Origin of the sequence: Bacillus sp. ISL-55 (assembly GCF_018613155.1) — a bacterium.
Lineage (GTDB): Bacteria > Bacillota > Bacilli > Bacillales > Cytobacillaceae > Mesobacillus.
Genome location: NZ_JAGGQU010000012.1, coordinates 19,621 through 34,467 on the forward strand (window position 1 = coordinate 19,621; position 14,847 = coordinate 34,467).

The 14,847-nt window shown below is 41.7% G+C and carries 20 protein-coding genes; 7 read left to right on the forward strand and 13 right to left on the reverse strand.

Going from position 1 to position 14,847, the window contains the following annotated elements:
* The first annotated feature begins 42 nt into the window (after positions 1 to 42).
* Both J7E32_RS06795 and J7E32_RS06800 read left to right on the forward strand, forming a co-directional pair.
* Complete coding sequence (locus tag J7E32_RS06795) at positions 43 to 1,737, forward strand: methyl-accepting chemotaxis protein (protein ID WP_214905498.1); 1,695 nt, start codon at positions 43 to 45, stop codon at positions 1,735 to 1,737.
* 205 nt (positions 1,738 to 1,942) lie between these two features.
* On the forward strand, positions 1,943 to 2,122 hold the full coding sequence (locus tag J7E32_RS06800) for a hypothetical protein (RefSeq protein ID WP_214905500.1): 180 nt from the start codon (positions 1,943 to 1,945) through the stop codon (positions 2,120 to 2,122).
* A gap of 94 nt (positions 2,123 to 2,216) precedes the next feature.
* Here the strand turns inward: J7E32_RS06800 and J7E32_RS06805 are convergent, their stop codons facing one another.
* Positions 2,217 to 2,771 (reverse strand): hypothetical protein, encoded by a 555-nt coding sequence (locus J7E32_RS06805; protein ID WP_214905502.1) that lies wholly within the window; start codon positions 2,769 to 2,771, stop codon positions 2,217 to 2,219.
* A 101-nt stretch (positions 2,772 to 2,872) separates the two neighbouring features.
* Here J7E32_RS06805 and J7E32_RS06810 point away from each other — a divergent pair, with 101 nt between their 5' ends.
* Positions 2,873 to 3,466, forward strand: coding sequence for a TetR/AcrR family transcriptional regulator (locus J7E32_RS06810; RefSeq protein WP_214905505.1), 594 nt, complete (start codon positions 2,873 to 2,875; stop codon positions 3,464 to 3,466).
* 66 nt (positions 3,467 to 3,532) lie between these two features.
* Here J7E32_RS06810 and J7E32_RS06815 read toward each other — a convergent pair whose 3' ends face one another.
* The 8 genes from J7E32_RS06815 to J7E32_RS06850 form a co-directional block, all read right to left on the reverse strand.
* Positions 3,533 to 4,231 carry a SurA N-terminal domain-containing protein gene (locus J7E32_RS06815; protein WP_214905508.1) on the reverse strand — a complete coding sequence of 233 codons (699 nt, stop codon included), beginning with the start codon at positions 4,229 to 4,231 and terminating at the stop codon, positions 3,533 to 3,535.
* Positions 4,232 to 4,431: 200 nt separating this feature from the next.
* A complete protein-coding gene (locus tag J7E32_RS06820) occupies positions 4,432 to 4,995 on the reverse strand; it encodes a Uma2 family endonuclease (protein WP_214905510.1) in 564 nt (187 codons plus the stop codon).
* Positions 4,996 to 5,110: 115 nt separating this feature from the next.
* Positions 5,111 to 5,614: a GNAT family N-acetyltransferase gene (locus tag J7E32_RS06825; protein ID WP_286182826.1), complete on the reverse strand. Its 504-nt coding sequence runs from the start codon at positions 5,612 to 5,614 to the stop codon at positions 5,111 to 5,113.
* A 59-nt stretch (positions 5,615 to 5,673) separates the two neighbouring features.
* A complete protein-coding gene (locus J7E32_RS06830) occupies positions 5,674 to 6,630 on the reverse strand; it encodes an SDR family NAD(P)-dependent oxidoreductase (RefSeq protein WP_214905512.1) in 957 nt (318 codons plus the stop codon).
* 148 nt (positions 6,631 to 6,778) lie between these two features.
* Positions 6,779 to 7,081 carry an EthD family reductase gene (locus J7E32_RS06835; RefSeq protein WP_214905514.1) on the reverse strand — a complete coding sequence of 101 codons (303 nt, stop codon included), beginning with the start codon at positions 7,079 to 7,081 and terminating at the stop codon, positions 6,779 to 6,781.
* 122 nt (positions 7,082 to 7,203) lie between these two features.
* Entirely contained in the window at positions 7,204 to 7,512 is a 309-nt protein-coding gene (locus J7E32_RS06840) for a hypothetical protein (protein WP_214905516.1), read from the reverse strand.
* 229 nt (positions 7,513 to 7,741) lie between these two features.
* Positions 7,742 to 8,023 carry a hypothetical protein gene (locus tag J7E32_RS06845; protein ID WP_214905518.1) on the reverse strand — a complete coding sequence of 94 codons (282 nt, stop codon included), beginning with the start codon at positions 8,021 to 8,023 and terminating at the stop codon, positions 7,742 to 7,744.
* A 309-nt stretch (positions 8,024 to 8,332) separates the two neighbouring features.
* On the reverse strand, positions 8,333 to 9,046 hold the full coding sequence (locus J7E32_RS06850; RefSeq protein ID WP_286182829.1) for a toast rack family protein: 714 nt from the start codon (positions 9,044 to 9,046) through the stop codon (positions 8,333 to 8,335).
* 269 nt (positions 9,047 to 9,315) lie between these two features.
* Here J7E32_RS06850 and J7E32_RS06855 point away from each other — a divergent pair, with 269 nt between their 5' ends.
* From J7E32_RS06855 to J7E32_RS06865, 3 genes are all read left to right on the forward strand, one after another.
* Positions 9,316 to 10,038 (forward strand): TspO/MBR family protein, encoded by a 723-nt coding sequence (locus tag J7E32_RS06855; RefSeq protein ID WP_214905520.1) that lies wholly within the window; start codon positions 9,316 to 9,318, stop codon positions 10,036 to 10,038.
* 287 nt (positions 10,039 to 10,325) lie between these two features.
* Positions 10,326 to 11,456 (forward strand): YibE/F family protein, encoded by a 1,131-nt coding sequence (locus J7E32_RS06860; protein WP_286182830.1) that lies wholly within the window; start codon positions 10,326 to 10,328, stop codon positions 11,454 to 11,456.
* The gene (locus J7E32_RS06865; protein WP_214905525.1) at positions 11,453 to 12,208 is read left to right on the forward strand and encodes a YibE/F family protein; all 756 of its coding nucleotides are present in this window, start codon (positions 11,453 to 11,455) and stop codon (positions 12,206 to 12,208) included. Before J7E32_RS06860 ends, J7E32_RS06865 begins: the two co-directional genes overlap by 4 nt.
* A 79-nt stretch (positions 12,209 to 12,287) precedes the next feature.
* On the opposite strand, the gene J7E32_RS06870 is transcribed toward J7E32_RS06865, so the two are convergent.
* The 4 genes from J7E32_RS06870 to J7E32_RS06885 form a co-directional block, all read right to left on the reverse strand.
* The gene (locus J7E32_RS06870) at positions 12,288 to 12,692 is read right to left on the reverse strand and encodes a DUF3021 domain-containing protein (protein ID WP_214905526.1); all 405 of its coding nucleotides are present in this window, start codon (positions 12,690 to 12,692) and stop codon (positions 12,288 to 12,290) included.
* On the reverse strand, positions 12,682 to 13,143 hold the full coding sequence (locus J7E32_RS06875) for a LytTR family DNA-binding domain-containing protein (RefSeq protein WP_214905530.1): 462 nt from the start codon (positions 13,141 to 13,143) through the stop codon (positions 12,682 to 12,684). The genes J7E32_RS06870 and J7E32_RS06875 overlap by 11 nt, the downstream gene beginning before the upstream one ends.
* A 257-nt stretch (positions 13,144 to 13,400) precedes the next feature.
* A complete protein-coding gene (locus J7E32_RS06880) occupies positions 13,401 to 13,652 on the reverse strand; it encodes a hypothetical protein (RefSeq protein ID WP_214905532.1) in 252 nt (83 codons plus the stop codon).
* 168 nt (positions 13,653 to 13,820) lie between these two features.
* Positions 13,821 to 14,066, reverse strand: coding sequence for a YuzF family protein (locus J7E32_RS06885; protein ID WP_214905534.1), 246 nt, complete (start codon positions 14,064 to 14,066; stop codon positions 13,821 to 13,823).
* 99 nt (positions 14,067 to 14,165) lie between these two features.
* Here J7E32_RS06885 and J7E32_RS06890 point away from each other — a divergent pair, with 99 nt between their 5' ends.
* Entirely contained in the window at positions 14,166 to 14,798 is a 633-nt protein-coding gene (locus J7E32_RS06890) for a GNAT family N-acetyltransferase (RefSeq protein WP_353654026.1), read from the forward strand.
* Positions 14,799 to 14,847 lie beyond the last annotated feature (49 nt).

Here is a 14,847-nt window from a genome sequence, read left to right on the forward strand (position 1 = left end):
TATACTGAATTTAATAGGTCGATAGTATCATAATTGGAGGTAATGATTTTGAAGTTTACAACCAGGCTTTCATCTTTTACCCTGGGCACCCGCCTGCTGCTCTTATTCGTCTCTCTTCTGATGATTTCGGTTGTCACCGTGGGTGTCAGCTCGTATATGAAGGCGAGGAATATGGCTGTGGAAACGGTCGAGCACCGTCTTGAAAGAGAAGCACAATTAATAGGATACATAGCCGAGAATTTGAAATTTGTTTATGTCAGTGACGAAGAATACTTCAGGCAGCAGCTGGAAGCGAATGTCCGCTCACAGCAGAAAAAGCTTAAGGATGATGGAATTGCTTCTGATTTCTTCTATATTAGCGACGGAAAAGCTGCTCCCTTCAATGTAAGCAAAAAGTCAGAGTATACTTTTTCTGACAACCAGATTAAATCCATTCAACAGTCCAGGAACGGGGTAATCCATTCAGAATCCAACGGACAAGACTACACGATTGCTTTTAATGAAATGAAAGAAATTAACGGAATTTATGTCATCGTGATTCCGACCAGTACATATATGGGGCCTGTTAATGAAATGGCCTTTTTTACAATCGTTATCATCTTGATCAGTCTAATAGCTTCAACGATTATGATCAGTCTGTTTGTCAAAAAACTGACGCAGCCTTTGAACGAGCTTAGAAACACAATGAAAAAGGTGCGTGATGGGCATCTTCAAAGTGCTCCTGGCATAGATACCTCTATTCCGGAAATAAACTCATTGCAAAAAAGCTACAACAGCATGATTGAGCAGATGATGAAAATGGTTACGGAACTGACTGCAACGACAAAAGAGTTAGGGAATACCGGCAATGAGCTTAAGGATTCTTCTCAAAGCTCACTGGCAAGCAGTCAGCAACTCGTAGCCGCCATCCATCTCGTGAAAACAGGGGCACAACAAACCGCAGCCAGCTCTGAGACAAGCGTTCGAAGTTTTACAGATATGAAGGACATGATTGAAGCCATCGTAACGAATATGGACAGTGTATTCAGCAGTTCTACAACAATGAATGCATCTGCCGTAAATGGCGAAGAAACCCTGCGCGAATTAATCTCAATGATTCACTCTTTTGAAACGGACTTCAAACAATTAGCCAATACAGTCCATCAGGTAAAAGAATATTCGCATTCGATTACGAAGCTTGTTGGCATGGTAAAGGCGATTGCCGACCAGACAAAACTGCTCGCGCTCAATGCCTCGATTGAAGCAGCCCGTGCCGGGGAAGCTGGCAAAGGCTTTGCTGTTGTCGCGAATGAAGTCGGCAGCCTCGCTGAACAATCTGCGAAAACGGCCGAGGAAATAACCCAGGCCATCGGTAAAATGGAGAAGATTACAATCGGAGCAACAGCAGAATTTGATGAGATGCACTCAAAAATCAAAACAAACCTATCAATGGCAAGCAGCTCACAAACTTCCTTCGATGAACTGATGAGCGGGATTTCCGTCGTGAGCAACAAACTCCACTCTATGCAAGGTGAACTGGAATACCTTGAAAACACGCTCCCGCAATTAGCTGAAGGAGCTGACAGCTTCCTGTCTGTCTCACAGGAAACCCTGGCAAGCACAGAAGAAATGCTGTTAGCAAGCGAGGTCCAAGTCCAACAGATGGAAACTACCGATGAAATCGGCATCAAGCTGAATAACCTCGCCAAGTCATTATCCGAGATTACTAACCAGTTCAGAATTGAAGGTAAAGCCTGATCCATTGAGGTCAGGTTTTTCTTTTTCAAACACAGGACCAAAACAGCCTAGCATGCAAGTTTACTCAGCAACGAATGGATAACATCGGATGATTCTTCCTATCCGTTAATTCTTCTTAAAAAAGTCTTAATAAATCACCTGCACCTTCTTAACATCCTCCATTTATTCTATTGTTAATCTGTTTAATCTAAAGGAGGATTCACGAATGCAAAGCAATCTTTCTACAGAAGAACAAGTGAAATTAAAACATTTGAAGTTACAATTAATGAATGCCCAAACCCCAACCGAACGCCACTCCATTCTCAAGGATATCGAACAACTGCTCAACAAAGCGAAGTATCGCAATAGATTCATGTCGACATTAAAGGATAACGAGAAATTGTAAGTGTATTTCTTTTAAGGCTGGCCTCTATTAAAAATAAATCATAAATACATCCCGAGGGGACATGAGAACCGCCCCATGTCCCACTTGTTTTCCATCATCCAACTCCGCTTGTGCTTTTATCTTTTTTCGGCCAAATGAAGTAGCTTGTTGTTATTGCTGTATCTATGGCAAGTACAAAACCCCATATTTTTAAAACAGCAAAAAGGCTCTCAGTCCTTGAAGGATCATTGATCAGCAAAATAATCAGTGCAAGCATGCTGCCGCCAATTAGGAATGCAGCGTAATGGTGGAGGAGGTTTTTTCGTTCGTTCCTTGAAAAGTCCCTTCCGCTCAGGCGTTCAGGTTTTTCTCCTGTTCTTAAAATATAATATCGGAAACGTGAATCCGCCCAGTTGATCATGCTTTTTCCATACGCAAGCGAGACACCTATATAAATGGCCGCGATCCCATGTGCGATAGTTGCCGTTGCACCACGGTACAGGTCATAACTCGTCAGTGCCAACAGCAACAAATCTACCACCGGTGTTAGAGCAAAGAAAAAGATACTAAGCGTATTTTTATTAAAAATATACCGAGTGACAAGCCCCAGAATAATGACGATCCAAAACGCGATTTCACAGGCAACAATCATCCACGCAATAAAATTCAATTGAATCCCCCTTTTTTAATACATCTGTATTAAAAAGATACCACATTAAGTTTAAATAACACAACTGTATTAAATAAACTTTTTTATGTTAAAATAAGTACATGCCAAAACATGTTGACCACGAAGAAAGAAGACAAACTATTGCAAGTGCCACGTGGAAAGTGATCGCTGAGAATGGTGCTGAAGCAGCAACAGTCCGAACTATAGCAGAGGCAGCAGGATTATCACTGGGCGCACTACGTTACTATTTCAAAACTCAGGATGAATTAATCGGATTCACACTGGAACTGGTGAAGGAGCGAGTTCAGCAAAGGATTCAGAGGATTCTTGAACAGCAGCTTCCCCCCGAAGAATCCACCTTGCGCATCCTGCTGGAAATGATTCCTCATAACGAGGAAACATATCAGGAAATGTCCGTTTGGTTCCAATTCATGAACGGAGTTAGGCAGCGGAAATTCTCTCCAGAATCCGATGATATGCTGCAGGGGATTACCCTCATGATGACGCAATTGGAGCAACATGGCCTTCTTAAGAAAGAGCTGGATATGGAGGTGGAGATTGAACGATTGCGGGCTTTGGTCGATGGATTAGCCCTTCATGCCATGCTTACTCCAGAAAAATACACAGAAGGTAAATTGACACGCATTTTGAAGACACATTTAAATGAGATTTTCGCCACGAGTAAAGCAGATTAGCACCATAAAAAAAACAAAGGAACCAATCTACCTGATTGGTTCCTTTGCTTCTTATGAAATCCTTCCCTATGCCTTAAGGATTTTGATTTTATCTTCATTCTCTTTTCGGAGTTCTTCAACCAACTTGCTGATTTTTTCACTTTCTTTTTCTGAGACAACTTGCTGCTCGAGCTGTGGTTTTACCTTCTCGAGATCTTCCGGCTTTTGTTCTTGCATTTCAGCTAGCTGTTTATATTGTTCATACCTGGCCTTGATTTCTTCGTCAGTTACTTCGACCTTGCCAATCTTACTGTCCAGATATTTATTGACCGTCATTTGTTTTTTCAGCTGGTCCTTGAGCTCTTTTTCAGTCATTTCGTTCTTTTTTAGTGCTTCTTCGAACTTTTTTTCATCTTCAAAGTTGGTTTTGATCTTTTCCAGCTCTGCATCGACATCTTTATCTTCAATCGAGACGCCTTCCTTTTCAGCTGTCTGGAGAAGCAGCTCTGCATTGATCATTTGATCCAGAACCGTCTTTTCCAGTTCTTTCTTCTGCTTGTCGTCCATCTGATCTGCCGGCATGCCTTGCTGCTCGTAAGTTGCTTTCATGACGTCCAGCTCTTTCTCATAATCCTTTTGGGAAATGCCTTTCCCATCTACTGTAGCAACCATATCTTCTTTATTTTCCTTCTCAGCATTCCCTTTTGAGCTATCATTGCTGCATGCGACAAGCACAAGGACAGCCACACTCAATAAAAGAATTCCTGTTAAAATGCGCTTCATCATAAAAAAAATCCCCTTTCACTTAACTTGTCCGTCATATTATCACATTCTTCGGATTAAAAGGGAAGTTTTTAAGAAATTGTTATTTGATTGAAATATATTAAGTGGCAATCGGTACTTTAAATCCAATCACAGAAAAACTATATTTTCCAAACCGCCACTAAGGAAAAAAAAGAAGCACAGGGAACTTCCCCGCACTTCATTCAGGAGAAAACCTGCTCAATATCAACGTTGAAATGTTTGATGATGGTTGATTTTATTGAGCCTTTATCTTTTGCTACATCATGCAGTTTGAATTTGTTATTTTCATCTAACACATATATTTGAATTGTATTGAGTAGCGGATTCACGATCCAATATTCCTTCACCCCATACTGCATATAAAGGTTTAGCTTAAAAACCAGGTCATGTGATTGATTTGAAGGACTAATAATTTCAATAATCAGAGAAGGAATTCCTACATATTTATTCTCATGAAATCCGGTCTTGTCACAAATAACAGAAAGGTCAGGGATGACAATCTTGGTCCCATCCATCTGTTCATTCTTTAGTTCTACATCAAATGGCGCGTGGAATACCTCACAATCAGAGCCATCAAGAAGCTGGAATAACTGAGCATGTAAACGCCCTGAGATTCTTTGATGCTTCGTTGAAGGTGAAGGAGTCATAAATATTACACCGTCTATATACTCCATTAGCTGGTCAGAATCCTCTCTAATACGATAAAACTCATCTAATGAGTTACGCTTTTCTTCTGGTAAGCTCATGACCTCACCCTTCCCGCTTTTTTATAATTATATTATATACGCTTAAAATTCTCCAAGAGTCATAAGGGTGAGACATAGCCCTCAACGGTTCAATGTGATAAATGGTGATCCAGAATTAATTATTCCCCACTATCCTGCTTCTTCTTTCCAATATGATCGTATCACGCCATACCCCATCCATCTTTCCGATCCGCTCCCGCCTTCCCATTTCTCTGAAACCTTGGTTTTTATGTAATTTAATACTGCCTTCGTTTTCAGGGAAAATGCTAGATTGCAAGGTCCAAAATCCACTCTGCTCACTTAATTCAATCAAGGATTTTAAAAGCAAGCTGCCAATCCCTTTTCCATTATGTTTTTGACTGACATACACACTAACTTCCCCCACACCTGCGTACACACTCCTGCTTGATACAGGACTTAGCGCGGCCCAACCAGTAACATCTCCCTCTAAACGCGCAACAATCCGACATTCCGCATCATGACCGAGATCCCATTCCTCCCAGGACGGTGCCTCCTTTTGGAAAGTTGCATGGCCAGTAGCAATCCCTTCAAGGTAGATTGCTCGCACCGCTGCCCAATCATCTGAATGCATTTTTTCTATTTTAATAGAACTTATCATAATGGCCACCTTGTCTTTCTTGAAAACTATAGAAGCTCAGGGACTTACCCTTTGCTTCCCTAAACCCTGCTTACAGGGTTGCTCGTCAGGCTGATACACATATCCCATACCTTCTCGATATTCTCTTTATCGTCTGCATATTTAGGATAAACATTTTGATCCATTAGTTGCTTGATATCCTGCGCCAATCCAGATAAATAATGTGATGGCTCCATCACCTTTCTTTTATCGTTGATGAATTTGCCTGTCACATTCTTAAACTCTTCTGAAGTGCATATGTGGAAGTAGGTGTCGGCCATTGTTTCACGGGGTGCGCTGAAGACATTCTGAATCCTTGCCGCGAATTTCCAGCCTGACTGAAATTTTTCAATGGTTTCTTTCGATAGTTTGATAGCCGAAATTTGCACGGCATTGACGCTGATTCGGTGTTCCTTCAATTCTTCGGCCATTTTAAATGTCATCAGCAACATGGCCATTTTGGTATCTCCGTACATTTTATAGGCGTTGAATGGCCTTTCGTTTTTGAATTCTCCCTGGAGGTTGTCGAACTCAATCTTCCTTTTCGGATCGAAAAAATGCCTGATATTGGTCGTGCAGGCGTGCAGGACTCGAGCATCGTCTGACTTTTCAAGCATCCCAACCAATTGCCTCGTGAGCAGGAACGGACCCACTGTATTCGTGGCAAAAGAAAGCTCGATACCATCATGGCTTAGCAAATAGTTTTTCTCCCCATGATTTAAATAAGCCGCATTTTGAATCAGGATGTCCAGTTTTGGATATTTCTCTTTGAGCAATGTGGAGAATTGGTGGATGGATTTGAATGAAGAGATGTCTAGCTGCAGTAAATCAATATGAGGATTCTTGATTGCCTCAATTATTTCCTGTTGGGCGATTTTGCTTTTCTCAAGGTTGCGGCAAGCCATTACGACGGTGTACCCCTCATTGCCAAACTTAATGGCCGCCGCCTTGCCAATACCAGAATTCGCCCCTGTAATTACCACGATTTTACCGTCCATAAGAACCTCCTATGTATAAAGGATCACTCTCTTTATAATAACTTATATTCGCAGCTTTGAAATTCAATGGCAGAAATATTATCCGACCCCTCACAAAGAGAGAAAAAAAAGAAGCACAGGGTTCCCTCGCTTCCTTGGTTCCAATAGTTTAATCCACAATCGCCACTACTGGGGGCTTATTAAGATAGGCTACTAGATTTTTAACATCTTCCTGCACTTCCTGGAATTCTGGCGTTGCCAGCGCCTGTGTCAAAACTTCCGGATTTTCAAACTGCAGTTCAGCAATCAAGTATAATTTTTCTTCCGTATACATGGATTGCAGTACACGATGAACCTCTGCACCTTTTAAATTTGGCACTTTCTGAACAAGCGGAATATGAACCTCAAAGTAGTGCTTTTCAAAACCTGCTTGGTCTTTCGGTTGGTCATAAGTAACAATAATCTTCGCCATCTTCATCCCCCTTTGAAAAAGTCAGTCCACAACCCTATTATAAAGAACACAATATTCTCAATAAAGAATAATCCTTCGACAAAATCCTAGGGAAACAGGCGACTGTCCAAGATAGCGCCGGTTTATCGATCTCTATCATCTGTGAATATTTTAAGTCCCCCGAAGATAAACACAATCGGAATGACCACTAATACTAATCGAAGCACATAGATTTCGAGAATGAGACTCACGACAGCAAAAGGGATGGCAACCATTGAAGCAATCGACACGAACCTTGTATAGCGGATGGCTTTATCCGATATTTCCGGTTCCTCTTTATACATCCAGCGGCTCCCAAACAGGATACTTTCTTCAGGTTCATAATAAGTCCAAATCAACAAACCATAGATCGGAACCAAAATAACCACGGTAAAAAAAATCGTTGCAGCCACAATGCACCTCCCTTAATAATTCAGCGTTGGACCCTATCTAATGTTACGCTTATTCTCTGAAAAGGTTTCATTCTTCACATTTGAAAGTCAGTACCCCCCTTGTTTTTTCTTAATCAAACGTTTGATTAAAAAGGGCTGAACCCGCGCCACTCCTCGCTTTTACAAAAAAATCGCCCAGAACCCGAAAGCCCTGAACGTTAATATTTATTCCTTGTCCTGCCAGAACAAATCAAATAAAAAAGCCGCTAATGACAGTATAGGTAATTATCCCCAAGAACAGTAATGGCGGCAAAGCACTAATGATCAACCCAAACTTCGCACCCCTTTTAGTGAAAGAAAGAGCAGCACCAACCAGCCATATTAAAATAAACACAAGGAACCCAGGGTCAACAAAATAGTCATCACCGAAGTTTTCACCAATTGCCCCTGCAGCCATAAAAATACTGATCGGTATTGTAATGGCTCCCATTAACACCAAGTGAATGATTCTAAATATTTTAAATCGCAACATTATCCCTCCTCTCATAAACTTTACCATAAAAAACCAAAAGAATGTCAAAGGGACGGATCCTCAGTCCACAATTCTTTACGAATTATGAACTGCTGAAACCGTCCCTTTTAACCATGGTTCTTTTCTCAAACTTTGCTGCTATTTGACTGCAACATAGGATTTTATGACCAGTATTCTTCGTAAAGTTTACTCTTTTATGAGAAAAGAGCTTGCAAACTTTATTCCGAACTGCAAAATGGCCTTATATTACGTTAAAATCGGCTTTAGGATTTTAACAACAATCGTTACGAAAACAACAGCATAACCATTTTATTTTTCCGTTTTAAATGTTACTTCGCCGACTCCTAAGTCTGCATCCAGATCGATCTTTACTTTTGCATCTTCGTAGGCTTCATTAACATAAACGCCATCTCCTTTTGAAATTAAGTTTTCAAAGGATGAGGACCCTATGCCTTTTTGCGAGTGTACTCTTACTCCTGTGTCTTTTGGAAGGATCACGGTCATCTTTCCTACTCCCGATGAAATACGGACATCAAAGCTTTCTTTCCAATCCCCTCCGAGATCCACGGTTATATCACCAACACCTGCGTTCACTTCAAGGTTGGAAAGCTGAATTCCTTTCAAGTCCAGATCCGTGTCTGATGCCCCTGCATTGACGACAAGGTCCACTGGAACATCTTCGCTGATTTTCAAATCCCATTCATTCTTCATCTTCCCGAATTTAAAATGGTCTGGCTGAGCAATCTCCACTTTGCCGACTTTCCCGTTTAGATCATATGAAACTTCAGGTTTCATTTTTTCAGGTTCATAAACTGCGTTGCCATTCACCCATTCATCGGCACCGCCCGCAACATCCATTTTCCCGGCGCCAAAATTCAAAACCACCTCGAGCTCTTTTGCCCGATCCTTCTCAACCACGATCTCTTCATCACTTTCGTTATTAGCAAGAATTGTGTTATTACACCCTGACAGTATTAAAACAGCCGATAATGCCGCCAAACCAAAACCCATCACTTTTTTCATTTTATTTCGCCTCCAATTGATTATAGGTTAATCATAAGGCACTTCCCAGCTTCATTTAACAGTCTGGGGCTTTAACTTATAATCAGTCTTGAGACCTATATATGGAATATAATGGGACAAACTAACGATATAACATTAGGATAGATGGTAAGACGTTACCGCCAACACATTGGAATGTTTATCTCCTTGCCCAAAGGCTAAATGTAGTTATGCACTTTTGTGAAGTGGAATAATATGAATAAACTACTAAAATGAAGGCTGGGATAAGAATGGGACTTTTTTTCTTGAATCTGATTGCCACGGTGCTCGTGGTGCTGGTCAATGCTCTTGCAAATATCCTTCCAATCAACGGGCAGACGACGGGGGAAATATCCAATAGACTGGATGTGCTGTTTACTCCGGCTGGATATGTTTTTGGGATATGGGGATTGATTTATTTCCTATTGTTTATTTGGACAATCAGGCAGTTTCCCGCTTCAAGGAGGAATTTGCCGATTTACCAAAGGGCCACTCCGTTATATGTACTAAGCTCTGTCCTTAATATCGCCTGGATCCTTTTATGGCATTACGAGTTCTTCCTTTTGACGGTATTGGTGATGATCGGTTTGCTGCTGACTCTCATCAGGCTATATCATCTCATCAAAAATAAAGACCATTCATTTTGGGATCTACTACCCTTTTCTGTCTACCTCGGCTGGATCAGCGTCGCCACCATTGCCAATATCAGCTATTACTTGAAGGATATAGGCTGGAATGGTTTCGGTCTTTCCGATGTCACCTGGACACTGATCATGCTCGTGGTCGCCACACTCCTGGCTTTTTATTTTCACCGTAAGAATGAGGATTATATTTATCCACTAGTATTCGTCTGGGCCTTTATCGGAATCGGTGTGAAAAATGCTGCCTCCCACCCGACAGTCAGCACCACTGCCTATATCCTGTCCGCAATCATTTTGGCCCTGATATTTTTCAGGCTGTTTAGGAAGCACTGATTATGGACAGCTCTTATTGGGAATCCAAAAGCAATTGCATCACCACGTCAAAAATTGCTGAGGATTCCTTTTTTCCTGTTGAGGCCGGATATGCTCGTAAAATCCGGCAGCCCTTGTTCTGTTTGACTTACCAAAATCATTACTGATAAGATACTTTTGACTGATCACATGTGATTATAACGCCATGACCATTGGCGAACTAATCCATCAATCAATAAACCGTAATCTTACCAATGCACATCTTCAGTCAGAAGGTGTTTTTTATTTTTCGAACACGGAGGCCTACCTTGAAACCATTCAGCAACCGGCTTAAAAAGAAGCAAATACTTTTCCTATCCCTTTTTATCCTATTCATTGTGGGGACCGTTGTTTTTGTACATAACAATCATTTTCTGTACGATCGCACGATTGTGAAGGTTCTGGAGACAGAAGTCGTTGAAAAGACAGAAGTGATCAATCCGCTCGATCATATAGACCATCTATACACCCAGCAGTTAACTGCTGAAATAAAAAATGGCCAAGAGAAGGGCAAGCTTATTAATCTAGTGAATGAATTCTCCACTTCGAAAGCGTACGACCATGAATTCGAGGCTGGGGACGAATTATTCGTCGATCTTGATCCGACCAGGGCGGATACAGGAGAATTACAGGGGACCATCAAAGACGTGAAACGCGATAAATACCTTATGTATGTGACATGGGTGTTTGTTCTTGTATTATTGATTGTCGGCAGGAAGCAAGGTCTGCTGTCTATTGTCAGCCTGGTCATCAATGCCCTTTTGCTTTCCTGTGCTTTGGATGTGTATCTGAATAACGCTAACTGGAGCCTATTACTGATCTCCAGTATTGCTGCAGTTCTTTTTACCGTGATTTCCTTATTGCTCGTGAATGGCTTTAATGAAAAAACTTATGCTGCGATCATCGCAACGCTCTTGGGGACTTTCGCCTCCCTGTTCATCGTCTGGGTGGTCCTATGGGGGACCTCGGAAAAAGGGCTGCGCTACGAAGAACTGCAATTTATAACCCGGCCGTATCAGGTGGTGTTTCTCGCTGGATTGTTCCTTGGATCCCTTGGAGCTATCATGGATGTCGCGATTACGATGTCCTCTTCTATGTTCCATATGTTTGAAAAGAACAACAACATACCGGTTAAAGCACTGATCAAATCCGGAATGGAAATCGGCAAAGACATCATGGGAACGATGACGAATATTCTGTTCTTCGTCTATGTCAGCGGTTCGATCCCAATACTGATTCTTTATTTTAAAAATGGCTCCCCATTGGGCTTTGCTCTTTCCATGAACCTTTCGCTTGAAATGGCGAGGGCATTGGCAGGCGGGATTGGAATCGTTTTGACCATTCCAATCGGCCTCTATGTGACAATCTTTTTCATCAATAGAAAGAGGGCTGGATTATGAATGCTCTAGTTGTGCTGGCTGCCATTTTATTCATCTTGATGGCCGTAGTCGGAAGAGGTAAAGGCGTCCGGTCTTTTTTAGCAATCTTCTTCAATTTCATTGTGATCTTCATCGCCATTATTTTCATGAACGACCCAAATGCAAATCCGATTATTATCACTTTAGTCGCCTGTATTTTTATCAGCGTCATCAACCTGTTCTACATTAACGAAGTGAACAGTACAACAAAGACTGCTTTCATTTCAACGGTAATTTCAACGATTGTTCTGCTTTTGTTTATTTTTATCATTGCGGACCGGGCACGAATCCAGGGCTTTGGCGAAGAAGAAATTCAGGAGCTTGGAATGTTCTCCCTTCATATTGGCGTTGACTTCGTTAAAATTGCCGTATCGGTCATCATCATGAGCACGATTGGCGCAATCACGGATGCTGCGATTGCGATTTCCTCACCGATGCGCGAGATTCATTATCATAACCCGGATATCACCAGACAGGATCTATTTAAATCAGGGCTAAGTATCGGCAGAGATATATTAGGAACGAGCACCAATACATTATTTTTCGCCTTCTTCGGAAGTTATCTCGCCCTGCTGATCTGGTTCAAAGACCTGTCCTATTCAGCAGGAGAAATCATCAATTCGAAAATCTTTAGCGCAGAGATGATCACGATCCTCTGCGCCGGAATTGGCGTAACACTTGTGATCCCGATTACTTCCTGGATCACGGCCTATTTTTTAGTAGCCAGGAAGTGAGGCATGGGGACGGTTCTACTATTTCGCAGAACCGTTCAACTAGGTTGTAACCATGAAGCAAAGGACCGAAATCCTTTGCTCATTTTTTCATCGAATTATTCATCTCTTTTTCTAGCCGCTTAAAATACAGGAAAAAACTTACCCAAAAGATCAGATAGACCACGATGAAGCTTCCTAGACCTGCCAGTACAGGGTAAAGTCTCAGGGGCAGCCATTCCATCCAGACCGCCAGAGGCAGCCAAAGAATGATAGACAAAACAAAGTGGATGGATGTTTGTTTGAGGGGGCTCCATTCTTCGATATCAAAAAGAAGGGATGCGCCGCCAAAGTAAATGGCCATGACCATACTACCTAACATATTTTTCCATATGATTGACACCGGGACCTGTAGGTCCTGGATCATCATAGCCGTTAATGCTGCAAATGTTAAAATCGCCGTAAAACCAAGTCCCAGTAAACTCCTTCTAGCCAATTCAACCACCATGATCATCAGCTCCTATAATTAATTTCCTTTTTAATTCCTGAACATATTTCCGTGAGACGTATTCTTTGGCTCCAGATCGAAAGTGAACACAGAGGTTTCCATTAAACGCTAATTCAAAATGCGTGATGTTCCCAAGATTTCCGATCGCTGATTTAGACAGCCTCGTGAACCCGTGGCTCTGTAATAAATCTTCAGCTTCATATAATTTCATCGTCAGCTCAATAGATTTATGGTCAATAGACGCGTAGACCTTCCTTTTTTCCGCAAATACATAATCTATATCACCAGGACATATCAAAATCGTCTTTTCCCCTTCGCTCCCGACGATACGTTTAGGTGCCTGATGATCCAGCTTTCGAACCAATTCATCCAGTTCTTCGGACCATTCCTTCGCATGGATCGTCACAAAGGTTTCTGTATATTTCTGATTAAGGTCAATGGTAAACTTCATTCCTCATCCCCCCTTCCTCCTATACTATAACAAGGAACCGATTGAATTTTGGAAAAAATCGCATAACATTCAGCTTCCTACGTACAAGAAGTTGTATTTAGTGAATGAAATCATCTGCATAACGGGATAACGGGGCGGTTCTTGTATTTTCGGTAAGATATTAAACATCAGGCAGGCATCATTTTCCCCAAAAAAATCGCACCTGCGATTGCTAGATGGAGCTAGCAATCGCAGGTGCAAATTCACGTCTTAAAAACTTACGGAGTAATCGTAAAATGGGGCTTGCTGAAGTGGCTTGTTCCCCCGCTGCCCACAAGCACGTATCCATTTTTCGGGAACAACACGATCCTAGTTGAACCATCAGAAAGGATTAAGTCTACTCTTGCTTTATTCTTCAAAGCTGTATATTTCACATAGCAGGATTTCGTCACCGTGGTCTTCCAATCATCATCAAACTCGGCTCGTAGCACCCTGTTTGAGTAGGTCTGGTTTGTTTTTGCTGGCTTCATACTTGTCTAACCTCCTTACATGAAGACACTCTCAATATTCTATTCACGATCCAAGAGTTATGTATAGACAAGAATCCACAAACTAAATAAGCAAAGGGACGTCTAGTTCCCTTTGCTTATTTTCATATTAGATTTATAGACAGTCAGAGGTAGCTTCTTAGATCCTAGTTAAGACTCCGGCATGATCCAAACGATTTCGCGTATCCGGACAAAAAATGTGGAATCATACTCCTTTATCACCACATGATCCGGCTTGGCATCCATAACCATTCCGCTAACTGAACCTCTCGTTGTATCGAGGACCACTCTTTTTCCGATAAGATTATGAAGAGCTGCATATACATACGGCTCAACCATCACCACATTCATTGGTCCGTTTTGTGTTCCCTGTGAATACATCCCATTGCGCATCATCTTGTTCCTTCTCCCTCCAGGCAGGCCAAAATTTTCTTTTTTATTTTATGACCAGCTGGCTCGGCTAGTTCCCAGCGGCCAACAGCTCGGGAGAATTTCGTGGGTAAGGTAACAGTTACAGCAATTAGCCTGCATGAGTTATCACGAAATGAAGGATTGCGATATAATTCCATTAAGAACCCTGTTAAGAGAGGAAGTTGGATGATGCCAATTCGTTATGAACTTGTTCCTGATGATCAGATTAGCCTGGTAAAAGACCTTTGCAATGAGTTGATGATCTATCAAAAATCACTAGCCACTTTTCGCCCGGAGCTTTTTGATGGCATGAGCTTTGAAACCAGAATGGTCCCCTCGGTTAAAAATGCGAAGGCGAATCATATCATTGCCGCAATGGATGGCGATGACATCGTCGGATACGTGTATAGCAATGTATCCCCAAAAGAAGTTTATTCTAATGACTTTGCTACCTTTTTCGATATGGATTCCGTAAAAGGAAATAATGTCGGCTGCCTTTCGCAATTTTATATAAAAGAAGGATACCGCAGTATGGGGATTGGTTCGGTACTGTATGATGAATCAAAGAAATGGCTTGATTCCTTTGACGGCATTCACGACCAGTTCATCTATGTATCCAACGGGAATGACGCCGCCCTGAACTTTTACAAAAGCAAAGGCTTTAAAGTAAGCCATCAAATACTCGATGGATTCATTACAGTTCTTAGGAATACATAGTTCAGGCTAATCGTACCCTTATGTGGTGACAAACTGCTGCATAAGGGTA

What these genes read in the sequence shown, in the direction of transcription:
- J7E32_RS06795 (WP_214905498.1), top strand. Translation starts at nt 43, where the DNA reads ATGATTTTGAAGTTTACAACCAGGCTTTCATCTTTTACCCTGGGCACC.
- J7E32_RS06800 (WP_214905500.1), top strand. Translation starts at nt 1,943, where the DNA reads ATGCAAAGCAATCTTTCTACAGAAGAACAAGTGAAATTAAAACATTTG.
- J7E32_RS06810 (WP_214905505.1), top strand. Translation starts at nt 2,873, where the DNA reads ATGCCAAAACATGTTGACCACGAAGAAAGAAGACAAACTATTGCAAGT.
- J7E32_RS06815 (WP_214905508.1), bottom strand. Translation starts at nt 4,231, where the DNA reads ATGATGAAGCGCATTTTAACAGGAATTCTTTTATTGAGTGTGGCTGTC.
- J7E32_RS06820 (WP_214905510.1), bottom strand. Translation starts at nt 4,995, where the DNA reads ATGAGCTTACCAGAAGAAAAGCGTAACTCATTAGATGAGTTTTATCGT.
- J7E32_RS06825 (WP_286182826.1), bottom strand. Translation starts at nt 5,614, where the DNA reads ATGATAAGTTCTATTAAAATAGAAAAAATGCATTCAGATGATTGGGCA.
- J7E32_RS06830 (WP_214905512.1), bottom strand. Translation starts at nt 6,630, where the DNA reads ATGGACGGTAAAATCGTGGTAATTACAGGGGCGAATTCTGGTATTGGC.
- J7E32_RS06835 (WP_214905514.1), bottom strand. Translation starts at nt 7,081, where the DNA reads ATGGCGAAGATTATTGTTACTTATGACCAACCGAAAGACCAAGCAGGT.
- J7E32_RS06845 (WP_214905518.1), bottom strand. Translation starts at nt 8,023, where the DNA reads ATGTTGCGATTTAAAATATTTAGAATCATTCACTTGGTGTTAATGGGA.
- J7E32_RS06850 (WP_286182829.1), bottom strand. Translation starts at nt 9,046, where the DNA reads ATGAAAAAAGTGATGGGTTTTGGTTTGGCGGCATTATCGGCTGTTTTA.
- J7E32_RS06855 (WP_214905520.1), top strand. Translation starts at nt 9,316, where the DNA reads ATGGGACTTTTTTTCTTGAATCTGATTGCCACGGTGCTCGTGGTGCTG.
- J7E32_RS06865 (WP_214905525.1), top strand. Translation starts at nt 11,453, where the DNA reads ATGAATGCTCTAGTTGTGCTGGCTGCCATTTTATTCATCTTGATGGCC.
- J7E32_RS06870 (WP_214905526.1), bottom strand. Translation starts at nt 12,692, where the DNA reads ATGGTGGTTGAATTGGCTAGAAGGAGTTTACTGGGACTTGGTTTTACG.
- J7E32_RS06875 (WP_214905530.1), bottom strand. Translation starts at nt 13,143, where the DNA reads ATGAAGTTTACCATTGACCTTAATCAGAAATATACAGAAACCTTTGTG.
- J7E32_RS06880 (WP_214905532.1), bottom strand. Translation starts at nt 13,652, where the DNA reads ATGAAGCCAGCAAAAACAAACCAGACCTACTCAAACAGGGTGCTACGA.
- J7E32_RS06885 (WP_214905534.1), bottom strand. Translation starts at nt 14,066, where the DNA reads ATGATGCGCAATGGGATGTATTCACAGGGAACACAAAACGGACCAATG.